At 63.3% G+C, this 24,423-nt stretch carries 21 protein-coding genes and 1 other RNA gene; 1 reads left to right on the forward strand and 21 read right to left on the reverse strand.

Annotation, left to right across the window (positions count from 1 at the left end):
- Positions 1 to 201: 201 nt before the first annotated feature.
- The 16 genes from ftsZ to mraZ all read right to left on the reverse strand — a co-directional run bounded on the left by ftsZ (position 202) and on the right by mraZ (position 19,106).
- Positions 202 to 1,866: a cell division protein FtsZ gene (gene ftsZ / locus ACWTU7_RS13995; protein WP_455840310.1), complete on the reverse strand. Its 1,665-nt coding sequence runs from the start codon at positions 1,864 to 1,866 to the stop codon at positions 202 to 204.
- Between the two features lie 67 nt (positions 1,867 to 1,933).
- Positions 1,934 to 3,241 carry a cell division protein FtsA gene (gene ftsA, locus ACWTU7_RS14000; RefSeq protein ID WP_455840309.1) on the reverse strand — a complete coding sequence of 436 codons (1,308 nt, stop codon included), beginning with the start codon at positions 3,239 to 3,241 and terminating at the stop codon, positions 1,934 to 1,936.
- On the reverse strand, positions 3,238 to 4,179 hold the full coding sequence (locus ACWTU7_RS14005) for a cell division protein FtsQ/DivIB (RefSeq protein ID WP_455840308.1): 942 nt from the start codon (positions 4,177 to 4,179) through the stop codon (positions 3,238 to 3,240). Before ACWTU7_RS14005 ends, ftsA begins: the two co-directional genes overlap by 4 nt.
- Positions 4,167 to 5,093, reverse strand: coding sequence for a D-alanine--D-alanine ligase (locus ACWTU7_RS14010; RefSeq protein WP_455840307.1), 927 nt, complete (start codon positions 5,091 to 5,093; stop codon positions 4,167 to 4,169). Before ACWTU7_RS14010 ends, ACWTU7_RS14005 begins: the two co-directional genes overlap by 13 nt.
- A 302-nt stretch (positions 5,094 to 5,395) precedes the next feature.
- Entirely contained in the window at positions 5,396 to 6,361 is a 966-nt protein-coding gene (murB, locus tag ACWTU7_RS14015) for a UDP-N-acetylmuramate dehydrogenase (protein ID WP_127211344.1), read from the reverse strand.
- The gene (murC, locus tag ACWTU7_RS14020; RefSeq protein WP_455840306.1) at positions 6,358 to 7,764 is read right to left on the reverse strand and encodes a UDP-N-acetylmuramate--L-alanine ligase; all 1,407 of its coding nucleotides are present in this window, start codon (positions 7,762 to 7,764) and stop codon (positions 6,358 to 6,360) included. Before murC ends, murB begins: the two co-directional genes overlap by 4 nt.
- A complete protein-coding gene (gene murG / locus ACWTU7_RS14025; protein WP_455840305.1) occupies positions 7,761 to 8,888 on the reverse strand; it encodes an undecaprenyldiphospho-muramoylpentapeptide beta-N-acetylglucosaminyltransferase in 1,128 nt (375 codons plus the stop codon). Before murG ends, murC begins: the two co-directional genes overlap by 4 nt.
- Before the next feature lies 1 nt (position 8,889).
- Positions 8,890 to 10,041, reverse strand: coding sequence for a putative lipid II flippase FtsW (gene ftsW, locus ACWTU7_RS14030; protein WP_029351459.1), 1,152 nt, complete (start codon positions 10,039 to 10,041; stop codon positions 8,890 to 8,892).
- Positions 10,041 to 11,444 carry a UDP-N-acetylmuramoyl-L-alanine--D-glutamate ligase gene (murD, locus tag ACWTU7_RS14035; RefSeq protein WP_455840304.1) on the reverse strand — a complete coding sequence of 468 codons (1,404 nt, stop codon included), beginning with the start codon at positions 11,442 to 11,444 and terminating at the stop codon, positions 10,041 to 10,043. The genes ftsW and murD overlap by 1 nt, the downstream gene beginning before the upstream one ends.
- An 8-nt stretch (positions 11,445 to 11,452) precedes the next feature.
- Positions 11,453 to 12,535 (reverse strand): phospho-N-acetylmuramoyl-pentapeptide-transferase, encoded by a 1,083-nt coding sequence (gene mraY / locus ACWTU7_RS14040; RefSeq protein ID WP_029351461.1) that lies wholly within the window; start codon positions 12,533 to 12,535, stop codon positions 11,453 to 11,455.
- Positions 12,536 to 12,559: 24 nt separating this feature from the next.
- Positions 12,560 to 13,993, reverse strand: coding sequence for a UDP-N-acetylmuramoylalanyl-D-glutamyl-2,6-diaminopimelate--D-alanyl-D-alanine ligase (locus tag ACWTU7_RS14045; RefSeq protein ID WP_127211748.1), 1,434 nt, complete (start codon positions 13,991 to 13,993; stop codon positions 12,560 to 12,562).
- Positions 13,990 to 15,444, reverse strand: coding sequence for a UDP-N-acetylmuramoyl-L-alanyl-D-glutamate--2,6-diaminopimelate ligase (locus ACWTU7_RS14050; protein WP_455840303.1), 1,455 nt, complete (start codon positions 15,442 to 15,444; stop codon positions 13,990 to 13,992). Before ACWTU7_RS14050 ends, ACWTU7_RS14045 begins: the two co-directional genes overlap by 4 nt.
- 54 nt (positions 15,445 to 15,498) lie before the next feature.
- Positions 15,499 to 17,223, reverse strand: coding sequence for a peptidoglycan D,D-transpeptidase FtsI family protein (locus ACWTU7_RS14055; protein ID WP_287152298.1), 1,725 nt, complete (start codon positions 17,221 to 17,223; stop codon positions 15,499 to 15,501).
- Positions 17,220 to 17,615, reverse strand: coding sequence for a cell division protein FtsL (gene ftsL, locus ACWTU7_RS14060; RefSeq protein WP_455840302.1), 396 nt, complete (start codon positions 17,613 to 17,615; stop codon positions 17,220 to 17,222). Before ftsL ends, ACWTU7_RS14055 begins: the two co-directional genes overlap by 4 nt.
- A gap of 4 nt (positions 17,616 to 17,619) precedes the next feature.
- A complete protein-coding gene (gene rsmH, locus ACWTU7_RS14065; RefSeq protein ID WP_455840301.1) occupies positions 17,620 to 18,651 on the reverse strand; it encodes a 16S rRNA (cytosine(1402)-N(4))-methyltransferase RsmH in 1,032 nt (343 codons plus the stop codon).
- The gene (gene mraZ / locus ACWTU7_RS14070; RefSeq protein WP_455840300.1) at positions 18,648 to 19,106 is read right to left on the reverse strand and encodes a division/cell wall cluster transcriptional repressor MraZ; all 459 of its coding nucleotides are present in this window, start codon (positions 19,104 to 19,106) and stop codon (positions 18,648 to 18,650) included. The genes rsmH and mraZ overlap by 4 nt, the downstream gene beginning before the upstream one ends.
- 428 nt (positions 19,107 to 19,534) lie before the next feature.
- Between mraZ and ACWTU7_RS14075 the strand changes: the two genes are divergently transcribed.
- On the forward strand, positions 19,535 to 20,650 hold the full coding sequence (locus ACWTU7_RS14075; protein ID WP_455840299.1) for a cystathionine gamma-lyase: 1,116 nt from the start codon (positions 19,535 to 19,537) through the stop codon (positions 20,648 to 20,650).
- 307 nt (positions 20,651 to 20,957) lie between these two features.
- Here ACWTU7_RS14075 and ACWTU7_RS14080 read toward each other — a convergent pair whose 3' ends face one another.
- The 5 genes from ACWTU7_RS14080 to ACWTU7_RS14100 form a co-directional block, all read right to left on the reverse strand.
- On the reverse strand, positions 20,958 to 21,134 hold the full coding sequence (locus ACWTU7_RS14080; RefSeq protein ID WP_455840298.1) for a ribbon-helix-helix domain-containing protein: 177 nt from the start codon (positions 21,132 to 21,134) through the stop codon (positions 20,958 to 20,960).
- Between the two features lie 275 nt (positions 21,135 to 21,409).
- An RNA gene (gene rnpB, locus ACWTU7_RS14085) (RNase P RNA component class A) lies at positions 21,410 to 21,808 on the reverse strand.
- 58 nt (positions 21,809 to 21,866) lie between these two features.
- Positions 21,867 to 22,646, reverse strand: a complete 780-nt coding sequence (locus ACWTU7_RS14090; RefSeq protein ID WP_455840297.1) for a lytic transglycosylase domain-containing protein — start codon at positions 22,644 to 22,646, stop codon at positions 21,867 to 21,869.
- A 183-nt stretch (positions 22,647 to 22,829) separates the two neighbouring features.
- Positions 22,830 to 23,591, reverse strand: a complete 762-nt coding sequence (locus ACWTU7_RS14095) for an N-acetylmuramoyl-L-alanine amidase (RefSeq protein WP_455840296.1) — start codon at positions 23,589 to 23,591, stop codon at positions 22,830 to 22,832.
- A complete protein-coding gene (locus tag ACWTU7_RS14100) occupies positions 23,588 to 24,307 on the reverse strand; it encodes a J domain-containing protein (protein ID WP_095518665.1) in 720 nt (239 codons plus the stop codon). Before ACWTU7_RS14100 ends, ACWTU7_RS14095 begins: the two co-directional genes overlap by 4 nt.
- Positions 24,308 to 24,423 lie beyond the last annotated feature (116 nt).

Below are 24,423 nucleotides of genomic sequence, written 5' to 3' on the forward strand. Positions count from 1 at the left end.
CCCGAATCCCAGCAAACCGACATTGCTCGGGCGAAGATAGTTGCCCGGCAGGAAGTCTCCAAATCACGGTTTCTTACTCTGTGTAACCGCGATCCGGAGCGGGTATAGTCTCGTAACACCCTGTTTTGCAATCGCTTTTAAGATTAACAGGCAAACAACTTTTTGTCTGCCTGTTAATAACTGTTACGGACCGTTAACAGATCAATTCGCCTGGCGGCGCAGGAACGCCGGAATCTCCAGCTGATCGTCTTCCTGGACAGCCCTGCTCTGCGGCGTCAGCCGGCCCTGGTCGTCCAACTGGCCGCGGCGTGGCGCGTAAAGCTGCGGATCCTGGCTGGCAAGGCGGCGCACTTCGGGTGCCGCCTGGCGCAGTTTCGGCTCGCGCGGCTGCGCCGGCTGCAGTCGTGCGGGCTCTTCTTCGCGGCGGGTAAGGCCGTTCGTCAGGCGCTTGAGCAGTCCCATCGGTCCGCTGTTCTCGTGGTCGGCCGGACGGCTTTTGGCTTCCACCTCGGCTTTAACCACCGGCGGAAAGTCCTCGACGCGCGGCATGCGCTGGGGCGCTGGGGCGGCCGGCTGAAGCACTTCACGCTGCGGGGAAGGCTGCATCGCCTGCTGAACGATTGGCTGCACCATCGGCTGCGGCTGGGCCGGCGGAGCCTGGAAGATCTTGCTCTGCGGACGAAAATCTTCCGCCTGCGCAGCCGGCGCGGAACGCGCCATCGCCGCGGCATTCGCCTCGGCGAGCTGGATTGCCTCTGCTACAGGATCGACGGCGCGTGGCTCGTAGCCCGCCTGCTGGACAGGCGCCGGACGGTTTTCCGTGACCGGAGCGGCCGGGCGACTGACCGGCTTTGGCGGAGCCGTGCGGATGGCGATCGGCGCGGCGGCGATTTCGGCCGCCGATTTGTCGATGCCGGTGGCGACCACCGAGACGCGAATGACGCCTTCGAGGTCCTCGTCGAACGTCGCGCCCAGAATGATGTTGGCCTCCTGGTCGACCTCCTCGCGAATGCGGGTCGCCGCTTCGTCGACTTCGAACAGGGTCAGGTCGCGGCCGCCGGTGATCGAGATCAACAGGCCCTTGGCGCCCTTCATCGAGGTTTCGTCGAGCAGCGGGTTGGCGATCGCGGCTTCGGCGGCGGCCATGGCGCGGCCCTCGCCGGAAGCTTCGCCCGTCCCCATCATCGCCTTGCCCATCTCGCGCATGACCGAGCGGACGTCGGCGAAGTCGAGGTTGATCAGCCCTTCCTTGACCATCAGGTCGGTGATGCAGGCGACGCCGGAATAGAGCACCTGGTCGGCCATGGCGAAAGCGTCGGCGAAGGTCGTCTTGTCATTGGCCAGCCGGAACAGGTTCTGGTTGGGGATGACGATGAGGGTATCGACGCATTTCTGCAATTCCTCGATGCCCAGATCCGCCGTCTTCATGCGGCGCTGGCCTTCGAAATGGAATGGCTTGGTGACGACGCCGACGGTGAGAATCCCCTTCTCACGCGCAGCACGTGCAACGACCGGCGCGGCCCCCGTGCCGGTGCCGCCGCCCATGCCGGCAGTGACGAAGCACATATGGGTGTTGGAGAGGTGGTCGACGATCTCGTCGATGCATTCCTCCGCCGCCGCGCGCCCCACTTCCGGTTGCGATCCCGCACCCAGGCCCTCGGTGACATGCGCGCCGAGTTGGATCAGGCGGTCCGACTTGGACATGGTCAGCGCCTGCGCGTCGGTATTGGCGACCACGAACTCGACGCCGCGCAAGCCAGCAGTGATCATGTTGTTGACGGCATTGCCGCCGCCGCCGCCGACACCGAACACGGTGATACGCGGCTTGAGCTCGGTGATATCCGGCTTCTGCAGATTGATGGTCATTGTCTCCGTCCTTTGCCTTTCCCGCCGCTTCGCCGCTGCGGCCGCCTATGGGGCTGTCCCCGTCAATTTAAAAACTGTCTCTCAACCACTGACTCATTCGATGCAGTTTTCCGCCCGTTCCGGTCATCCTGAGACCAGAAATTCCCTTCGCCGGATGGCTCTCGAAATTCGCCATCTGCGGGTAGATCAGAAGCCCGACCGGCGTCGAGAAAGCCGGCCCCTTGGCCGCCTCCGGCAGGCCCGCCACACCGAGCGGACGGCCGATGCGCACATTGCGTCCGAGAATGCGGCGCGCTGCCTCGGGCAGGCCGGAAAGCTGGCTGGCGCCGCCGGTCAGCACGACGCGCTTGCCGACGGCGTTGCCGTAGCCGGACCTGTTCAGCCGGTCGCGCAACAGTTCGAGCGTCTCGTCGATGCGCGCCCGGATGATGCGCGTCATCACCGAACGCGGTATCTGCAGGGGCACCTCGCCATCCTCGCCGATCGGCTGTATCGAGACCAGGTCGCGGTCGTCGGCACTGCCGGGAAGCGCCGATCCATGCATCACTTTCAGCCTCTCGGCGGCGTCGAGCGAGGTCGACAGGCCCTTGGCCATGTCCAGTGTGACGTGGTTGCCGCCGATGGCGATGGCGTCGCCATGAACGAACTTGCCTTCCGAAAACACCGAGATCGTCGTGGTGCCGCCGCCCATGTCGATGCAGGCCGCACCCATTTCGAGTTCGTCGTCGACCAGTGCGGCAAGCCCGCTGGCATAGGGGGTCGCCACCATGCGCTCGACCGAGAGGTGCGAACGGTTGATGCAAAGCTCCAGATTGCGCAAGGGTGCCGCATCACCCGTCAGCACATGCATGTCGACGCCGAGCTGGTCGCCGACCATGCCGCGCGGATCACGCACGCCGCGCTCGGTGTCCAGCGAAAAGCCGACGGGAAGCGAATGGATCACCTCGCGCTCGGCCCGCAGCGCCTGCTTGGCGCCGGCGGCAAGCACACGCTTGATGTCGGCCTCGTCGGCCTCATGGCCGCCGAGGTTGATGGTTGCCGAGAAGCTTTCGCTCTTCAGCCGGCCCGCCGTCATGTTGACGATCAGTGAATCGACGGTCAGCCCGGCCATGCGCTCGGCGGCATCGACGGCAAGACGGATGGCGTGCTCGGCCCTGTCGAGATCGATGACGACACCCGATTTCACGCCTTGCGATTTCTGGTGGCCGATGCCGATCACCTGTATGCGATGCGAGCGCCCGCGCAGCAGCATGCCGTCCTCGCGCGGCTTGAGCTTGGCCACCACGCAGCAGACCTTGCTCGAGCCGACATCCAGCACCGTCATGATGCCGGACCGGCGCGACGAGGCATCGCTGTTGCCGCCAAGCCAGCTCATATCTTCGTCTCCGCCTTGCGCTTCGGCATTTTCGGCTTTTCATTAAGCGCGGCCTGACGCTGCGTCGCCGCCTCGGGCGTCAACTGGACGACGAGGCGATCGGAAAGGCGCATGTCGACGGCGGCGATATCGCGCGTCAGCAGCCCGTTCTCCCGGTCCATCCTGACCAGATCGGCGATCGCCTGGTCCTCGCCATCCTGGGGAAGCTTGACCGTGATGCCGTTTTCCAGCTTCAGGTCCCAACGCCGTTCGCCGATGCGGATATAGCCCTTGATCCGTGCGGCAAGCTCTGGATATTTCTTGATCCTGGCCAGGAAATCCGGCGCCTTGGCCGGCGCGCCGGTGCCCACAATCAGCGGCAGCAGCGACTGCTTGCCGCCGGAGAATGGCGCGATCACGGCGCCGGACCGCTCGATGACGGAAAGCTCGTTGCCCTGCTGCCAGAGCGCAAAAGGCTCACGCTCCTCGATGCGCACCTCCAGCGTGTGCGGATAGACCTTGCGCACCGCCGCAACCTCGACCCAGGGCAGCGTGGCTATGCGGCCCCGCGCGGCTTCGGCATCGAAGCCGATCAGCGACGTCCAGCCATCGAGCTGCATCCTGTCGAGAATGTCGATCTCGGAGGTTGCGCGGTTGCCGACGACCTTGATCTGGTCGACGGCAAAGCCGGTGCGGGCAGTGATGCCCTGGACGACACCGTCGACATGTCCGCCGAGATAGGCGCCATAGGCACTGCCCGATACGAGCAGCGCCGCCGAGAGCACGGCTGCGGAAAACGGCGGCACCTCGAAGTCGCCCTCGCCCAGGCGCGCCAGCACGCGCGCCGGCCGGCGAAGCAGACGCGGCAGCACAAAATGGTCGAACGACAACGGCACACCGAACAGCGTCGGCCCGGCCGCGCCCTTCCCCTTGCCCTGTCCCCACTTCAACGCAGACACGAAGCGTCCTCCACCATCCAACTCAACAAATCGCCGAACGAGTGTCCCGCCTGCGCGGCGATTTCAGGCACCAAGGATGTCGGCGTCATGCCCGGCTGAGTGTTGATCTCGAGCCAGACAATTTCACCGTTCTCGGAGTGTCGATCATCATAACGGAAGTCCGACCGGGAAACGCCCCGGCAGCCGATAGCTTGGTGAGCCTTGAGCGTCAGTGTCTGTATTTTTTGGTAAATATTCGGTGAAATTTTTGCAGGGCATTCGTGTTTTGATCCGCCCGCGACGTATTTTGAATCATAGTCGTAGAAGGAATGGCCGGTCGGTATGATCTCGCAAACCCCGAGAGCCACGTCGCCCATTACCGCGCAGGTCAATTCCCGCCCGTGCACATAGCGCTCCACCATGACGGCATCGCCATACTTCCAGTCGGACGACCCGATGACCTGCGGCGGATGCGACTGACCTTCGTGCACGATGACGACGCCGAAGCTCGATCCCTCATTGACCGGTTTGACGACATAAGGCGGCTTCATCGGGTGCTTGTTCTGGATGGCGAAGCGATTAACCACCTTCGATTCGGCAACCGGGATGCCGACGGACTTGGCGATCTTCTTGGCTTGTTCCTTGTTCATGGCAAGCGCCGAGCCGAGCACGCCGGAATGGGTGTAGGGGATGGCAAGATATTCGAGGATGCCCTGGATGGTGCCGTCCTCGCCGAAAGGGCCATGCAGCGCATTGAAGGCAACATCAGGCTTGAGCTCAGCCAGCACCGATCCGACATCGCGAGAGACGTCGACGCGAGTGACCTGGTAGCCTTCCCTCTCGAGCGCGTCAGCACAGGCTTTCCCCGAAGACAAAGACACGGGCCGCTCGGACGAGAATCCACCCAGAAGGACGGCCACGTGCTTGCTTTTCATTTCCCGTCATTCCCTCTCACGGCGGGCCCTCTTTCGGTGGGTCTGCATCTCACATGCCCCCAAAAGGGCCACACACTCAAACGCTCGGAGCAGTCCCTGCCCCCATGATTTCCGCAACATCGAGTCCGCGAGCCTCCCGGCAGGTTGCCCTGACGAAAAAAACGCTGGTGACGCGTCGAAACGACTCAAATCAGGAAACGCTTCAGGGCAGAGAATCAGAGAGTTGAATCGCTGGCAAGTCCTTACGATTCCGAGAGATTCACTTTCCGCAAAAAGGGCAGCGAAAACTGTGTTGTGAGCCCTTAGAGCAACTGTCCGAGGAATTCCTGGACCTCATGCCCCGGCCGAAAATTACCGATGCGCTTGATTTCCCAATGCAGCCGGATGCCCGACCGTTCGAGCACGCGCGTGCGCACGGTCTCTCCGAGATATTCGAGGTCGTAGCCGGTCGCGGTTCCCGTGTTGATCATGAAGTTGCAATGCATCGGCGACATCTGCGCGCCGCCGATCATCAGCCCCCGACAGCCCGCCCTGTCGATCTCCTTCCAGGCCGAGGTGCCCTCCGGATTCTTGAAGGTCGAGCCGCCGGTCTTTTCGCGGATCGGCTGCACGGTCTCGCGATGGTGCTGGACGGCGTCCATTGCCGCCTTGATCGCGGCCTTGTCTGCCAAGACCCCTTCAAACACAGCCGATGTGAAGATCAGCCCGGCAGGGGCTGCCGAATGGCGATAGGCGTAGCCCATATCGGCGTTGCTCAGCGTATGCAGGTCGCCCTTGCGATCGAGCGCCCGCACCTCGACGACGCGCTCCCGCGTCTCGACGCCATTGGCGCCGGCGTTCATCCTCAGCGCACCGCCGACGGCACCCGGAATGCCGTGGTAAAATTCAAAGCCGCCTATACCAGCCTGATAGGCGACAGCGGCAAGGCGCTTGTCGGGCGTGGCGGCGCCCGCCTTGATCGTGGTCGGCGCAATCACTTCGGCTTCGCCAAAGCCCTTGGCCGAAAGCCGGATGACGAAGCCAGTAATGCCACCGTCGCGGACAAGCAAATTCGAGCCGATGCCGACGATGGTCAGCGGTATCTCCTCGGGCACCGCCCTCAGGAACGCGGCGAGGTCGTCCTCATCGGCCGGCTGGAACAGTGCGTCGGCCAGCCCGCCGGCGCGGAACCAGGTGATCTTGTCCATCTCGGCATTGGGCGTAATGCGGCCGCGCAGGCCGTCAAGCCGGCCGCCGAGCTTGTCGATCAATGCCTGGCCACGCATCATGAGGCGGTACCGCCGAGTTCCCTGGGCAGCGCGTAAGCCCATTGCGTGATGTTGCCGGCGCCGAGGAAGACGATGAAATCGCCTGGTTTCGCCAGGTCGCGGATAACCGGCGCAATCGCCGCGGGGCCTTCGATGTAGCGCGCGTCGCGATGGCCGCCGGAGCGGATGCGCGACACCAATGCCTCGGACGTCACCCCGTCGATCGGCTCTTCGCCTGCCGCATAGATCGGCGCCACCATCACCGTGTCGGCGTCGTTGAAGCAGGCGGAAAACTCGCCGAACAGATCATGCAGCCGGGTGAAGCGGTGCGGCTGGGCAATGGCGATTACGCGGCCCTTGGTGGCGTCGCGCGCCGCCCTCAGCACCGCCGCGATCTCGACCGGATGGTGGCCGTAATCGTCGAACACATCGACGCCGTTCCACGAACCGGTACGGGTAAAGCGCCGCTTGACGCCGGCGAAGGACGACAGGCCCTTCCTGATCGCCTCGGCGGAAAGGCCGAGCTCATGCGCGACGGCGATCGCCGCCGTCGCATTGGCGACATTGTGACGGCCGGGCATCGGCAGGCGCAGGCCTGATATCGTCGACTGGCCGCGGGTCTTGCGGTCGCGGATCACCACGTCGAATTCCGAGGTCGGGCCGTCCATGCGGTGATTGGTGAAACGCACATCGGCCTGCGCGTTCTCGCCATAGGTGATGACGCGACGGTCCTCGATGCGGCTGACCAGTGCCTGCACTTCCGGATGGTCGGTGCACATGACGCCGAAGCCGTAGAACGGCACGTTCTCGACGAACTGGCGAAAGGCCTCGCGCACCTTGTCGAAGGAGCCGTAATGATCGAGATGCTCGGGATCGATGTTGGTGACGACGGCAATCTCGGCCGGCAGCTTCAGGAAGGTGCCGTCGCTCTCATCGGCTTCGACCACCATCCATTCGCCGTCGCCCATCCGGGCGTTGGTGCCGTAGGCATTGATGATGCCGCCATTGATCACTGTCGGATCGAGCCCGCCGGCTTCGAGCAGCGTCGCCACCATCGAGGTCGTCGTCGTCTTGCCATGCGTGCCGCCGATGGCCACCGCCTGCCGGAAGCGCATCAGTTCGGCCAGCATCTCGGCACGGCGGACAACGGGAAGCAGTTTCTCGCGCGCCGCCTTCAGCTCCGGATTGGATTTCTTGATCGCCGTCGAGACGACAACCACTTCGGCTTCGCCGACATTATCGGCGTGATGACCGACAAAGCACTCGATGCCCTTGTCGCGCAGCCGCTGCACATTGGCGCTGTCCGCCTGGTCGGATCCTTGCACCTTATAGCCGAGATTGTGCAGCACCTCGGCGATGCCGCTCATGCCGATACCGCCAATGCCGATGAAATGCACGAGGCCTATCGTCTGCGGCATCTTCATGCGTGCGTCTCCTTCCTGAATGCCGATACGCTTTTCTTCGACGCAATAGCCTCTGTCAGATCGGCGAGCAACCGTGCCGCGTACGGTTTTCCGGCCGATTTCGCCGCCGCTGCCATTGTGGTCAGCCGCTCCGGATCGTTCATCAACGCGCCGACGAGCGCAGCGATGCGCTCGGGCGAGAGCGAGGATTGCGGATGCACTTCGGCGCCATCTGCCGCTGCTAATGCCGCGGCATTGGCTGCCTGGTCGTGGTCGAGCGCGTGCGGATAGGGCACCAGCAGCGCTGGCCGGCCAATCACCGCGATTTCCGATACGGTCGATGCGCCGGACCGCGACATCACAAGATGCGCCGCAGCCATGCGCGCCGCCATGTCGGTGAAGAAGGGCGATACCTCAGCCTCGACGTTAAGGGCGGCATAGGCCGCCTTCACCCGCTCGACATCGTCGGCACGCGCCTGCTGGGTGATCACCAGCCGCTTGCGTTGCGCGTCGGAAAGCTTTCCAATCGCAGCCGGCATTGCGTCGGAAAAGAACTGTGCGCCCTGGCTGCCGCCAAACACCAGGAAGCGGAACGGCTGCTTCCCGGTCGACGCCGCATAGGGCATCTTTGCCGCCTCAAGCACTTGCGGCCTGACCGGGTTACCTGTCGTCACTGTCTTGGCGCCTGCAGCGCTCGAATCTTCCGGCAAGAACCCGCCAGCGATGGCATCAACGCGGCCGGAGAGCGCCCGGTTGGCACGCCCCATCACCGCGTTCTGCTCGTGGATCATCGTCGGCACTTTGCGCCGCGTCGCCGCATAGAGCGGCGGCAGCGTCGGATAGCCGCCGAAACCGACCACGACGGCTGGCTTGATCCGGCCGATCACGGCGGATGCCTGCCGCACGCCACCCCAGATTTTCCAGAAGGCGGCAAGCACGGCAAAAGGATTTTTCGAACTCATCGTCGCCGACTGGATCGGATGGATGCCTGCGGCCGGAAACTGGCCGGCAAAACGCTCGGCACGAGCATCGGTGGCGAGATGCACCGTCCAGCCGCGCCTGATCAGCTCATGCGCCAGCGCCTCGGCCGGGAAGAGATGCCCGCCCGTGCCGCCGGCGGCCAGAAGGATCGAGCCTTTCGACATTTCACTCCGCCGGCATGGCGCGCTGCGACGGTGCGAAGCCCAACTGCTTGCGCTTTTCCGGCCGCTTGCGGGTCAGCGCCAGCACCATGCCCATCGAGATTGCGATGGCGATCTGCGAGGAGCCACCATAGGAGATGAACGGCAAGGTCATGCCCTTGGCAGGCATCAGCTGCAGATTGACGGCCATGTTGATGACAGACTGCAGACCGAAAACGGTGACCAGGCCGCCAACCGCATAGCGGGTGAAATCGTCCTGCTCCTTGAGCGCGGTGCTGAGGCCGCGCAGCACGATGAAGGCGAAGATGGTCATGATGAAGAAGCACATGATCAGTCCGAACTCCTCGCCGGCCACCGAGAAGACGAAATCGGCATGGCTGTCGGGTATGACCCGCTTGACGGTGCCCTCGCCCGGCCCGACGCCGAACCAGCCGCCATTGATCAGCGCATCGCGGCCCATGTCGACCTGGAACGTGTCGCCCTCGCCGGTCATGAAGCGATCGATGCGGCCGGCGACATGCGGGAACACCGTATAGGCGGCAAACACGCCGCCGATGCCGGCAGCGCCCAGCGCGATGATCCACAGCCATGGCAGTCCGGCCATGAAGAACATCACTCCCCAGGTGCCGAGCACCAGCATTGTCTGGCCGAAATCAGGCTGCGCCACCAGCAGCGAAATGACGAGGGCCAGCAGCAGCATGGCGAACAGATTGCCTGGAATGTCGGGCTGGCGCTTGTGTTCGGCAAACAGCCAGGCGCAGATGACGACGAACGCCGGCTTCAGGAATTCCGACGGCTGGATCGACACGCCGGCGAGCGACACCCAGCGCCGCGCGCCCTTCACCTCGACGCCGATGTAGAGTACCGCCACCATCAGCACCAGCATGACGCACAGCATCGCCAGGGCCATGCGTCTGATCTGCCGCGATTCCAGGAAGGAGACGGCCAGCATCACGCCAAGTGCGGGAATGGTGAAGATGATCTGCCGTGTGGCGAAGTGGAAACTGTCCAGGCCGATGCGCTGGGCCACCGCCGGGCTTGCCGCGAAAGACAGTACGATGCCGAGTCCCATCAGCGACAGGAACGCAGCCAGGAACCAGCGATCGACCGTCCACCACCAGGTGGCGACCGGGCTTTTGTCGAGACGGCTTTGCATTATCGTGCCCCTCCGATGAGCTTCACGCCATCAATAGTGCTCGCAGCTTGCCTGAAGGCTTCGCCGCGCACTTCGAAATTCTTGAACTGGTCGAAACTGGCGCAGGCCGGCGAAAGCAGCACCACCACCTCGCCGTTGTCATCATCCTTGGCCGCGTCGCTTGCGGCATGCTCGACTGCTGCGGCCAGCGTGCCGGAGATCTCGTAAGGCACCGCCTCGCCGAGCGTCGCCGAGAAGGCTGGTGCGGCCTCGCCGATCAGGTAGGCCTTGGCGATGCGCGGAAAGAGGCCCCGCAACGGCTCGATGCCACCCTCTTTCGGCAACCCGCCGGCAATCCAGTAGATGCGCGGAAAGCTGGACAATGCGGGCGCTGCCGCATCGGCATTGGTCGCCTTGGAATCGTTGATGAACAGCACATGGCCCTTGCGGCCGACCTGCTCCATACGGTGCGCCAGCCCGGGAAAGCTCTCCAGTCCCGACTGGATCTCGCCCAGCTCGAGCCCGACCTTAAGGCAGGCGGCGATAGCGGCCAACGCATTCTGCGCATTGTGCTGGCCGCGCAGCGAGCCGATGCCTTCGAGAAAGGCAACGCGGCTGTAACGGCCATGCACCGCCTCCATCAGATCGGTGCCGTCGGCAAAATAGCCATCGGTCAGCGGCAGGCGTTTGGAAATGCGGATGACGTGCCGGCCCGCCCGCTCCAGCCGGTCGGCGAGCTGGGCGCACCAGGAATCGTCGACACCGACGATTGCCGTTTCGCTGCCGGCCGCCAGCCGTTCCTTGATCGCGGCGTAGTGCTGCATCGTGCCATGACGGTCGAGATGATCCGGCGTCAGATTGAGCAGGACGCCGGCGGTCGGATTGATCGAGGGCGCCAGGTCAATCTGGTAGGACGAGCATTCCACGACATAATGCCGCCCAGGCTCCGGTGGATCGAGCGTCATCACCGCGCGGCCGATATTGCCGCCCATCTGCGTGTCGCGTCCGGCCGATTTCAGGATATGCGCCGTCAGCGCCGTCGTCGTCGATTTGCCGTTGGTGCCGGTAATGGCGATGAAGGGCGCTGCCGGCGCCAGCAACGTCCGCTGCCGGCAGAACAGCTCGATGTCGCCAATGATCTCGACGCCTGAAGCGCGCGCCAGTTCCACTGTCCAGTGCGGCTTCGGATGCGTCAGCGGCACGCCGGGCGACAGCACGAAGGCCGAGAACTTCGCCCAGTCGGCGCCGCGCAGATCGCCGGTCGCGATCCCGACGGCCACGGCATTGGCGACACTGCCGGGATTGTCGTCCCAGGCGAGCACCTCCGCTCCGCCCTCGATCAGCGCGCGCGCCGTGGCGATCCCCGAGCCGCCGAGCCCGAAGAGCGAAACGCGCTTGCCTGCGAAGGATGTGGCGGGGATCAAGCGGCCTCCTATCGGAGCTTCAGGGTCGACAGGCCGACCAGCGCCAGGATGACGGCGATGATCCAGAAGCGGATCACCACCTGACTTTCGGTCCAGCCGAGCTTTTCGAAATGATGGTGGATCGGGGCCATCAGGAACACCCGCTTGCCGGTCATCTTGAAGTAGCCGACTTGGATGATGACCGACAGGATCTCGACGACGAACAGGCCGCCGACGATGACCAGCACGATCTCGTGCTTGGTGGCAACTGCGACCGTGCCGATCAGGCCGCCCAGGGCCAGCGAGCCGGTATCGCCCATGAAGATCGCCGCCGGCGGTGCGTTGAACCACAGGAAGCCGAGGCCGGCGCCGATCACTGCGCCGAGGACCACCGCCAATTCACCGGTACCAGGCACGAAATGGATCTGCAGATATTCGGCGAACACCGCATTGCCGGAGAGATAGGCGATGACGCCGAAGGACGCCGCTGCAATCATGATCGGCACGATCGCCAGCCCGTCGAGGCCATCGGTCAGGTTCACCGCATTGCCGGCGCCGACGATGACGAAGCACGAGAACGGGATGAAGAACCAGCCGAGATTGATGAGAAATTCCTTGGCGAAGGGGAAAGTCAGCGACGACGAGAACGGCGCCTGGCCATTGTGCATGATCACCCAGGCGGCGATGCCGGCGATGACGAATTCAAGCCCCAGCCGCGCCCTGCCGGAAAACCCAAGATGCGATTGCTTCGTCACCTTGAGATAATCGTCGTAGAACCCGATCGAGCCGAAACCCAGGGTCACCAGCAGCACCACCCAGACATAGATGCTGGACAGGTTCGCCCACAAAAGCGACGAGCCGATGATGCCGCACAGGATCATCAGCCCGCCCATGGTCGGAGTGCCGGCCTTCTTGAAATGCGTCTGCGGCCCGTCGGCGCGGATCGGCTGGCCCTTGCCCTGCCGCAGCCTCAGCGAATTGATGATAGCCGGCCCGAAGATGAAGACGATCAGCGCCGCGGTGATCAGCGCGCCGCCGGTACGGAAGGTTATGTAGCGAAAGACGTTGAAGACCGAGATCTTGTCCGCGAATTCGACGAGCAGTGTGAACATGCGATTCGGTCCCCGGACCTGGCTCTAGGCCTGTTTGGCGGTTGTGGCTACCGCCGGAAATTTGCTGAGCAATGCGTCGACCAATTTGGAGAACCCGATGCCTTTCGACGATTTGATCATCACCACGTCGCCAGGCTTCAGCGCCGACAGAAGCACCAGTTTCAGATCCTCTGCGCCGGCGCGATACTCCGTCTCGATCTCATCAGGAAGGGTGTCGGCCAGCGCCCGCATTTCCGGGCCGGCGAGAAAGACCGTGCGCGTTTCGGTGCCGGCGATGAGATCGGCAAGGGCTGCGTGCAGCTTCGCGGAATGCTCGCCGAGTTCTAGCATGTCGCCGAGCACCGCGATGCGCCTCCCTTCGCCCGACACCGGCGTCGCGTTGAGCAGCGCCATTGCAGCGCTCATCGACGCCGGATTGGCGTTGTAGCTCTCGTCGATCAGCGTGATCGGACCTTTCGGGTGACGCAGCACGTGGCGCTTGCCGCGTCCGCGTTCGGCCGAAAGATCGGCCAGCGCCGTCGCCACCCTGGCGATGTCGGCGCCGACCAGATGCGCGGCGCCCAGCACGGCCAGCACGTTCTGCACCATATGTCGGCCCGGCGCGCCAACCCTGGTGGTGATTTCCTGACCGCCAATTTTGGCGGTGATGATAGAATGATCGGCATGCAGCGCGCATTCGAGCAGTTTGAATGTCGCCCGGGCATTCTCGCCAAAGCCGTAAATGTGCTCGACGCCGGCGGCTCTTGCCATCTTGTCCAGAAGCTTCCAGCGCGGGTCGTCGCGGTTGAGAAGGACAGCACCATCCGGTTCCAGCCCCTCGAAAATCTCGGCCTTGGCCCTGGCGATCTCGTCCAGATTGCGGAAGAAGCCGAGATGTGCCGCGGCGATCAGCGTGACGATGGCGACATGCGGCCGGACCATCTTGGCCAGCGGCCGGATCTCGTCGGGATGGTTCATGCCGATCTCGAACACGGCATAGTCGCAGTCCACCGGCATCCGCGCCAGCGTCAGCGGGACGCCCCAGTGGTTGTTGAACGACTGGGCCGATGCGTGCACCTTGCCGACCGCGGACAGCACATGGCGCAGCGCTTCCTTGGTGGTGGTCTTGCCCGCCGAACCGGTCACCGCGATGATCTTGGCGTTCGAGCGCGCGCGGGCGGCCAGCCCGAGCTTTTCCAGCGCGGCCAGCACGTCCTGCACGACGATCATCGGCGCGGTTAGCCGCCCGAGCGACGGCAGCTTGCCCTCGGCGACGACCAGCACGCCGGCGCCGGCCTTGATGGCGGCGGTCGCGAAATCATGGCCGTCCATCGCCTCGCCTTTGATGGCGAAGAAAGCATCGCCCGGCTCAAGGCTGCGGCTATCGATCGAGATGCCGCTGATACCCTCCGGCATCGGGCCAAGGGGTCGTCCGCCCATGGCGGCGACGAGATCCTCGGAGGTCCACAGAAAGCTCATGCGGCGCGCTCCTGAAGCGCGGCGCGGACTTCCTCATGGTCGGAAAAATGCAGTGTCTCGGCGCCGATGGTCTGGCCTTCCTCATGGCCCTTGCCGGCCACGATCAGCGTGTCGCCGGCATGGAGCATGGCGACTGCCTCGTGGATCGCCTTGCGCCGATCGCCGATCTCGATAGCGCCGGGTGCTGCGGCAAGGATCGCGGCACGGATCGTTTCAGGCACTTCCGAACGCGGATTGTCGTCGGTGACGATAACGACATCGGCGAGCCGCGTAGCGATTTCACCCATGATCGGACGCTTGCCCCGGTCGCGGTCGCCGCCACAGCCGAACACGACGATGACGCGGCCGGTGGTGAACGGCCGCACCGACGCCAGCACGTTTTCCAGCGCGTCCGGCTTGTGCGCATAATCGACATAGACCGGCGCACCATGGGATGTTGTCCCAACGAGGTCGAGCCGACCCGGCGCGCCCTTCAATTTCTCCAACGCCAGCAGGGCTTTGGCGGCTGGCGTTCCAGTAGAAATAGCGAGGCCAGCCGAGACCAGGGCATTGGCGATCTGGAAATCCCCGGCCAGCGGCAGGTCGACCTCGTGGAGAACGCCATCGACTTCCACTTCGGCGCGCTGGCGGTGGCGCTCGTGCTCGACCCGCTTCAGTCTCAGGAACTCGCCGTGGCGGCCGACCGTCAGCACATCCAGTCCTGCCGCCCTCGCCGCCCGGATCGTCGGCTCCGACCACGGATCGTCGGCAAAAATGACGGCCGGCGCGCCCTTCGGCAGCAGCGCGTCGAACAGGCGCAGCTTGGCGCGATGATAGTCCTCGACTGTCGGATGATAGTCCATGTGGTCCCGGCCGAGATTGGTGAACCCGCCGGCTGCGAGCTTCACGCCGTCGAGCCGGCGCTGGTCGAGGCCGTGGCTGGAGGCCTCCATCGATGCGTGGGTGACGCCGGCATCCGCCAGTTCCCTCAGCAGCCTGTGCAGATCTACCGGGTCGGGGGTGGTCAGCGAGCCATATTCGTTGCGGCCCGGCGCCACCACGCCGGTCGTGCCTATTGAAGCAGCGGCAAACCCTGACTGCTCCCATATCTGCCTTGTGAAGGCCGCAACCGATGTCTTGCCGCTGGTACCGGTCACCGCGACCATGGTTTGCGGCTGCCTGCCGAAGTAGCGGGCGGCACTCAGCGCCAGCGCAAGGCGCGGATCGTCGACGGCGAGAACCGGCACCGGCAGTCCGGCGACGGCGCTGCCCTTGCCGGCCACGATCGCCACTGCGCCGCGACTGGCGGCATCGGCGGCATAGGCCGTGCCATCGGCCTTGGTGCCAGTGAGCGCGAAGAAGACCACGCCCGGTGCTACCTGGCGGGAATCCGACGAAATCCCGGTAACCTCCGTATCGAAGGAAGCTGTCCCTTCGACAGACAGGATACCGGCTAGATCTTTCAGCTTCATCGAACCCCGTTCATAGCAACAAAATAGCGCGCAGTTGCCGGCGCGCCCCAAGAATCACTGATAGGAAACCAGCGTTGCGCCATTTTCATGGCTGAAATCTGGCTTCACGCCAAGCATGGAAGCCGAACGTCGGATAATGTTTGCAGCCATGACACCAGCATTCGAGGCGGCCGTTGCACCCATGCCGGGTTTTTCCGGCTTCGGTTCGTCGGCGATCGTAAGCACGATGTATTGCGGATCGTCCATCGGGAAAGCCGCGACGAAGGCGTTGAAATTCTTGTCCTTTGAGTAGCGGCCGTTGACAACCTTCTCTGCCGTTCCGGTCTTGCCGCCGACGCGATAACCAGGAACCCTGGCGTTCCTGCCTGAGCCTTTCTCGGCGTTCAGCGCGTAGAGATAGCGCATGCTCTCGGAGGTCTTGTCGCTGACAACTTTCTTGGCCACCGACATCGCCTGTTCCTGCGCGCGCCTCAGGAATGTCGGCTGGATCAGATAGCCGCCGTTCACCAGCGCGGCACAGCCGACCGCCGTCTGCAGCGGCGTCGTCGACACGCCGTGACCGAAGGCGATGGTGATCGAATGGACCTGCTTCCAGACTTTGGGCTCGGTCGGGCGGGCGACTTCAGGCAGTTCCGTCTGCATCTTCTCGAGGATGCCCAGGCGATGCAGGAATTCGCGGTGCCCCTCGATGCCGACCGCTTCGGCTTCCTTGGCCGAACCGATGTTGGACGAATAGATGAACACTTCGGGCACCGACAGCACCCGGGCCTTGCCATGAAAATCATGGATGGTCTGGCGGCCGATCCTGATCGGGCGCGAAGCGTCGAAACGGCTTTCCAGCGTCACTTTCCCGGAATCGAGCGCCATGGCGGTGGTAAAGCTCTTCAAGGTCGAACCCATTTCGTAAAGGCCGGCCGACATGCGGTTCAAGCGGTCCTTGTCCTGCGCATTGTACGGGTTGTTGGGATCGAAATCCGGAACCGAGGCCATCGCCATCACTTCGCCGGTCTTGATGTTGAGAACGACGGCGCCCGCAGCGATTGCGCGGTATTTCTCCATGCCGGCGGCGACCTCGTCACGCACGATATGCTGGACGCGCAGGTCGATCGAGAGCTGCACCGGCTTCAGATCCTTGGCCACCGCAAGTCCCGACGCCTGAAGGTCGCTCAGCCCCTGTTCGTCGATGTATTTCTCCATGCCGGAGATGCCCTGATTGTCGATGTTGGTGAGCCCGACGATGTAGGACGAGGTTTCGCCGGCCGGATAGAAGCGGCGCTTTTCGGTGCGGAAGCCGAAGCCGGGAATGCCGAGCTGCATGATATCCGATTGCTGCTTGGGCGTCAGTTGCCGCTGCAGCCAGACGAAGCCGGCGCCGCTCTTCAGCTTATGGTAGGTCTGTTCGTAGTCGATTTCGGGAAGCACCGTCGCCAGCTTTTCGATCGCCTCGTCGGCGTCGACAATGCGGCGCGGTTCGGCAAATAGCGACGCCGTCTTGATGTCCGTCGCCAGAACTTCGCCGTTGCGGTCGACGATATCGGGCCGAGACGCAGTCACCCGGCTCTGCGGACCGCCGGACAGGTCGGGGTTCTGGAAACCCAGATAGACCAGCCGCCCGGTGATGATCGAATAGATGCCGAAGAACACCGCCATCGTCATCACGATGCGGGTCCTGCCCTTGCCGCCGGTCGCTTTGCGGGCGCCTTCGACCACAATCGATCCGTCTTCCGACTTGGCGGGGCGCTTCAGCAGTCTGGCGATCAATGGAAGTCTGGGAATCATTGGACGATGCCTCCGGTGACCACAGGGTCCTTGCCACCCAAGGGTCCTTTGCCAGAATTGTCGGCCATGCCACCCAGTCGCTCGGACGAAAGGTCCTCGATGGTGAGGGGTTTTGCCGGCAGATCGTCCAGCCCGATGATCTGGCGGGCGCTGACCGGCTCGAGCTCGAGTTGCGATTTATAGATCTCGGCCAGCTTTTGCAGGCGCGACGGCTGGGTCAGCAGGCTCCAGTCCGCCTTCAGGAGATCGATCGTATCCTCCTCGTAGCGGATCTGCGCCTGGATCTTGTGCACCGCCGCCAATTGTTCTTCGGCCTCGCGCTTGGTCTTGTAGGTCAAGGCCGCAGCCGAAACCATGACGGCGATCAGGACTATGTCGCTGGTACGAAACACGTGCTCACCTCTCTCCCGGCCAATTGACGCCGGGAAGTTTTGGCTCAGGAAGCTTTGGAAGCCCGAAAATCGAAAAGTCGCCAGTGCGCGGCGGTGCGTCGGTGCGGATCGCAGCGCGCAGCCTTGCCGAGCGCGCCCGCGGATTGGCTGATATCTCGGCCTCATCAGGCGTCACGCCGCTGCCCACCTTTTTGAAGGTGGCGCTGCGCGCCTGCGCCTCGGGCAGGTGCCGCGATCCGGATGCCGCATCGGCGCGATCGGCGATGAAGCGTTTGACGATGCGGTCTTCCAGGGAGTGGAACGTCACGACGGCCAGCCGCCCGCCCGGTTTCAGCACGCGTTCAGCCGCAAACAGCGCTTTGGCCAGTTCGCCGAGTTCGTCGTTGACGAAAATGCGCAGCGCCTGGAAGACGCGGGTCGCCGGATGGATCTTGTCCTTCGGCGCGCGGCCGACATGCGTCTCGATGGCATCGGCAAGGTCGAGCGTGCGCTCGAACGCATGTTTTTCGCGACGGCTTTCGATCATGCGGGCGATGCGGCCGGCATGGCGCTCTTCGCCAAGGAACCCGAAGATGCGGGCAAGGTCGCCCACTTTGAAGCTGTTGACGACATCGGCGGCGCTGAGACCAGCCTGGGCCATGCGCATATCGAGCGGTCCGTCGGCCCGGAACGAAAAACCGCGCTCCGCCTGGTCGATCTGCATGGATGAGATGCCGATGTCGAGCACGACGCCTTCGGCGCTTTCGACATGCTCGTCCAACGTCGAGAATGGCGCCTGAACAAGCCGGAGCCTGCCGCCCGATTGTTTTTCGAGGGCACGACCGGTAGCAATCGCATCCGGATCGCGGTCTATAGCGACGACCGAGGCGCCGCATGCCAGAATGGCTTTGGTGTAGCCGCCGGCGCCGAAGGTGCCGTCGACGATCACCTCGCCCGCTTTAGGCAAAAGCGCCCCCAGCACTTCGGCAAGGAGGACCGGAATGTGACGGGCCGGTCCGCCAGCGGCGTGAGGGTCATCGCCGTAGCCCGCCATCATTCCGGCCGCTCCCCAGGCCTCGTCCCCTGCCGAAGCTGCAAAAGCCGGGCGCGTGCTTCCGCCCCATAGGCGGCGAGCCGTCCAGGTTCCCAGATCTGAAAGAAATTGCCGCGGCCGACAAACGCTGCTTCCGCGGAAATGCCGGTGTGCTCGCGGATGAAATCGGTCATCGAGATGCGGCCGTCCTGATCGAGCTTGAGAAAGGTTCCATCGCCATGGCAGAAGAACGACATGTCGTCCGCCGCCTGCAGGAAAGGATCTTCCTGCGCGATGCGCTGCTCGTAGCGGTCGAGCAGGTCGAGCCCGCCGACATCCATCGCCGGACGGTCCAGGCAGCGCAGCGCATAGAGTTCCGAATAGCCGCGTTTCTGCACAACCGCACGGAAATGCGCTGGAACGGACACCCGCCCCTTCGCATCGATCCTGTTCACCGCGCTTGACAGAAACCGGTCCATTACGCGTTACGGCCGCTTGCGCCGCCGCACCCCTCTGCATCTTCCCGCCCGCGCCGCCGCGGCGCGGTCCCTGCCCAAAACTCACTTCGTTCTGAAAGGCGAAAACAGGCGAACGCGCAGCCGCCGCGGCTGCCCGATTGGCGTACGCTTCACCCTGACGCGGAACGAAGGCTTGAATATCGAAATGGGATATCATGGGGCGCTATGGGCGTCAACGGGAATAGGCTTCACAAACGCGCGCGCCACAACCGATGAGAGCAGCTCTGACGGCACTCCCGTCTTTATGCTCCATTAAGCCTAACGAAGCGTTTAGAGCGCCTGGCCTACCGGAGGCGGCTTGCCGCGGATCGCCACCGCGCATAGCGTCAGCCCGTGTTTTCCCGGTCAGAAACAGATTCTTTTCTCGGTCAGAAACAAGGTTGAAATCCATGTCCGAAACAGCCAGATCGCGCGCCGCGGCACTTTCCCATCTGCGTCGCGGCAGGCTCGCCATGGGCGACCCAATTCCCCTGCCGCTAACTATGGCCGCCATTTATCATGCACCCGGCGACGCCACCGGGTTCGATCAATATGGCCGCTTCAGCAATCCGACCTGGGACGCGGTCGAAGACATGCTGGCGCATCTGGAAGGGGCGCCATGCGTCGCCTTCCCCTCTGGAATGGCTGCAATCTCGGCGGTGTTTTTTGGATTGCTCAAATCCGGCGACCGTATCCTGCTGCCGTCGGACGGGTATCACACCACGCGGGCCCTGGCGGAGGGTTTCCTAAAACCTTTCGGCGTCGCCCACGATGTCCGGCCGACATCGACTTTCCTCGACGGCGGCTTCGATGGATATCGACTGGCCTTCGTCGAAACTCCCGCCAATCCGGGACTGGATATCTGCGACATTACGGCTGTCGCCGAAGCGGCGCACAAAGCGGGGGCGATTCTGGTGGTCGACAACACGACAATGACGCCCTTCGGCCAACGCCCGCTCGATCTCGGCGCCGACATCGTCATTGCCGCCGACACGAAGGCACCCAATGGCCATTCCGACGTGCTGTTCGGCCATGTCGCCAGCCGCAATGCCGACATCATCGCCGCCGTGTCCGGCTGGCGCGAGACGTCGGGCGCCATTCCCGGGCCGTTCGAGGCGTGGCTTGTGCATCGCGGCTTGGAAACGCTCGACGTGCGTTTCGATCGCATGTGTTCTTCCGCCGAGGTGATAGCGCGGCGTCTGGAGAGCCATCGTGCGATCAGCGGCTTGCGCTTTCCGGGTCTGGTAGGCGACCCTTCGCACAATCTCGCCCGCGCCCAGATGGAGCGCTTCGGCTTTCTCATCTCGTTTGTGCTGGCATCGGAGGACAAGGCCGAGGATTTCATCAACAACTGCTTATTGATGCAGGCGGCGACGTCGTTCGGAGGCGTGCATACGTCGGCGGAACGGCGAGCAAAAAGAGGAGACGCTGTTCCGCCCGGCTTCGTTCGCCTGTCGGTCGGCTGCGAACCGGTGGAAGAGCTTTGGCAGGCGATCGAAGCGTCGCTGGACGGTATCAGCGGCTGAACGAACCGATCACGAAGCCAGATCGTCGGCTTCGATTTTGCGCCGGCCATGCGGCACGCGCAGGATCTCGACTGCATCCTCGCTGACGCGATACAAGGTGAGATACTCGCCGACGACCAGATGGCGGATGCCGGGCGAATGTCTTCGCGCGGTGCGCCTGAGAGGGATAAGTCGCCAGTAGTTGCTGCCAGCGGGCTTCCGGTCCGAGCAGCCGGTCCGCTACAGCCTCGTCGTCTCGCGCGACATGGAGCCAGGTCGCGATCTTAAATCCTCTTCTGCATTGCAGTTCGGATGATGGGCAGCAAATTCATGCCGCGTTATCGGATTTCAATCGTCTGCGCGCTTCGGCCTCGATTTCGTCGATCGACGCAAACCGACCCGGTCCGCTGTCAATTCCCTCCTGCACCAGCTTGCGCAACTCCTCGACCGTATAGCCGTGCAGGTCGCGGCGGTCCTTCCATTGCCTGAGCGCGTCGCGGATCACCTCGTTCGCCGAGCATATTCGCCGGCGGCGACCACAACGTCGACCGCCGCCGCCAGTTCCGGCGAAAGCGTGATGCTGCGTTTGTCGACCTGACCCATGATGCGCTCCTGATATTGCCCGCGCCTATATGGTGCGATTAATCGCACCGACTTCAAGAAACGCTTGTTACGCCCACTGCCCAGAAAGCCGGTTCAGTAGTAAAGCGCCTGAACCAGCAGGCGCCCGATGACGCAACCTGCTGATATCAGGGGATTTCCTTGTAGTATCTGGAAGAAATTGCCAGCTGGCCTGTAAGCCGGGTTCTGTATGGCCCTCGCCCCTTGCGGCGCGAGAACGTGGCGGCCATTCATCTTGGGCGCATGTTGCCATGCACCTCACGCAACCTACCCGGACGGTGAGCCGGAAACAGCCCTCGAGGGTTTCCCCTCGCACCGTCCCTATTCGGTCTTGCTCCCGGTGGGGTTTACCGTGCCGCTCCTGTTGCCAGTCGCGCGGTGGGCTCTTACCCCACCCTTTCACCCTTACCACGGTAAAACCGTGGCGGTTTGCTTTCTGTGGCACTTTCCCTAGGGTCGCCCCCGCCGGCCATTAACCGGCACCGTGTCTCCATGGAGCCCGGACTTTCCTCACCCGCAGCCTTTCGGCTTCGCGGGTGCGGCCGCCCGGCCAGCTGGCAAGGCGTATAAAGGGGTTCAAGGCCGAAAACGCAAGAAAAAAGCAGGTTCGGGCTTATTACGCCGGCGCTCCAAGCGCGGCCAACTGCACCTTGACCTTGCCGCAATAGGCCGCGGAAATCGGGTTCATCCGCTTGGCGCCATGGCCGGCATTGTATTTGAGGATCGTGCCGCAGGTCGTGCCGCCGCCGAGGTTCTGCGCCATGGCGAGGTATTTCATGCCGTATTTGATGTTGGTCTCGGGATCGTAGAGGCCGCTGATCGAGCCGCTGTAACCCATCATCCGCGCCGTCGACGGCTTGATCTGCATCAGGCCGATCTCACCGGCGCTGCCGACCTGGTTCGGCCGGAAGCTGCTTTCGATCATGATGACGGCCTTGGCGAGCGAGACCGGCACACCATTGCTGGCGGCATGACGCTCGATGATCGCCGAATACTGGCCACTGCCGCCAGCGGCCGCCGCGTTCGGCGCCGCCGCCCGGCTTTTCCCGCCGATCGACGCCGTCGTCGCCTCGTCGATGCGGGTCCTGTTGCGCTTCACGTGCCGTTTGGAGACTGCATTTTTTGCGGAGGCTGGCTTGTTTACCTTTACCCCAGCTTTTTCCGCCTTTGCGGATGCTGGCTTTTTCACCTTTACCGCAGCAGCTTTTACCGCCTTTGCGGAGGCTGTCCTTTTTTCCTTTGCATCTTGGCCGGCTTTCGGCGTGGCGGTTTTATCGGACACGGTAATGAAACCCTGGTCGGCCCGCTGGCTCAGCGGCGCGCCATTGGCGGCACCGATGGCAAAAGTCATTACGCCGGCAGCAACAGCTGCCGTTAAAACGGTCAATTTCTGCATGGGATCCTGTTCTGTTTGAACCGCGCGAAGAACTTCACGCAGCTACGCTAAATCAACATCGGAACATCTGGGGCTGAAGGTCCGACAATTTGCACGGATCGCCTTTGACGGCCGAATTGGCGGCAAAAAAGGCGAGGCAAGTCACTTTGAGTGACAGGCTGTAACTGAACAGCTAGGAAAAGACTACTTGGGCGGAACTGCCCTCACGGAAGCAAGCAGCCTTTCCAGCGTGCGGATTGTCGATCCGTCGGCCACGCCATCCACTTTGCGTTGGCGGAAGTGCCGTTGAAAAGCCTCGACCACGATTTCGGTATGCCGGTCAAAATTGCCTGATATTTCTACGCCATAACCGTAGAGCGCCAGCATCGATTGCAACATCTCGACCTCGGCATTCGCATCGCCGGCCTTCAGCACCGCGCCGCGCCTGAGGGGTGCCGCTTCGACGAGATGGCCGACACCGGCCTCGAACAGCGCTTTCCAAGGGAATTTCTCGCCGGGGTCGATCTTGCGTCCCGGCGCCACGTCGGAATGGGCGAGCACCCGTTGGGCTGGAATCGTATGGCGCTGAACAATTCCCTTGCACAGGCCGATGACGGCATCGATCTGCGGTTTCGGAAAATTCCGATAGCCCAGCGAATGCCCCGGATTGACGATCTCGATGCCGAGCGAACAGGAGTTGATGTCGCTGCGTCCGAACCAGGAACTCTTGCCGGCATGCCAGGCACGGTCGCTTTCCCTGACCATCTGGACGATGCGGCCGTCCTCATGGACGAGATAATGCGACGAAACCTCGCTGGCCGGATCGCACAGCCATGCTTCGGCGCCAGCGCCAGTCTCCATCCCGGTGTAGTGCAGCACGATCATGTCGGGCTTCTCGCGTCGTGGACCGAAATTCGGCGATACCCTTACCTCGGCGCTCGGCTCGTCGGGCGGGAAGCCGCTCATGCGTGCCGCAGGCCTCGTTCGATCATCTCATAGGCCGCGTTGATCGCCGCTATCCTGCTCGTTGCGATCTTGATGAATTCCTGCGGCAGCCCGCGCGCGATCAGCCGGTCGGGATGGTTGTCCGAAACCAGCTTGCGATAACGCCTCCTGACCTCCTCGAACGTTTTTCCCCGCTCGATGCCAAGCACGACATAGGGATCGGCCGCACCCAGGTCGACGTGCCGGGCCAGAATGCTCTGGTAATGCGCCTCCTCAATCCGGAAGATCTCGGCAATACGATGCAGGAACTGCCCTTCGCGCTCGTGGACCAGCCCGTCGGCCTTGGCGATGTGGAACAGCCCGTCGAGAATGTCCTCCAGCATCTTGCAGTTCGAATGACCGGAGCCGCAAAGCTGCGCCATGCGCGCGGCATAGGTCTCGAACCCGGCAATGTCGCGCTTGGCCAGATCGTAGAGCCGCGCCACATTGCGCGTTTGGTCCTTCGGCACTTCAAATATCTGCTGGAAGGCGCGCACCTCGTCCTGCGTGACGATGCCGTCGGCCTTGGCCATCTTGGCCGACAGCGCGATCATCGCTACCGAGAAGGCGACGCGCCGGCGCAGATCCGGGTCGCCGGAGAAAACCGTGCGCACAGCCTCGACCACGTCGGCGACGCCGGACGAGGTTGAGGACGAAACGCGCGTGATGAAGTCGCCAAGGCGATCCCAAATCGACATGGGCACCTATTAGGGCTAACTGGCCACCGCTATCAAGCGAAGACAATGCCGCAGGGCAGCCGATTTCGCGGCCGCCTGACCAGCTGGCGTAACCGTCGATCATGGAAAATCAGCAG

Source organism: Mesorhizobium sp. BHscii, assembly GCF_053848065.1.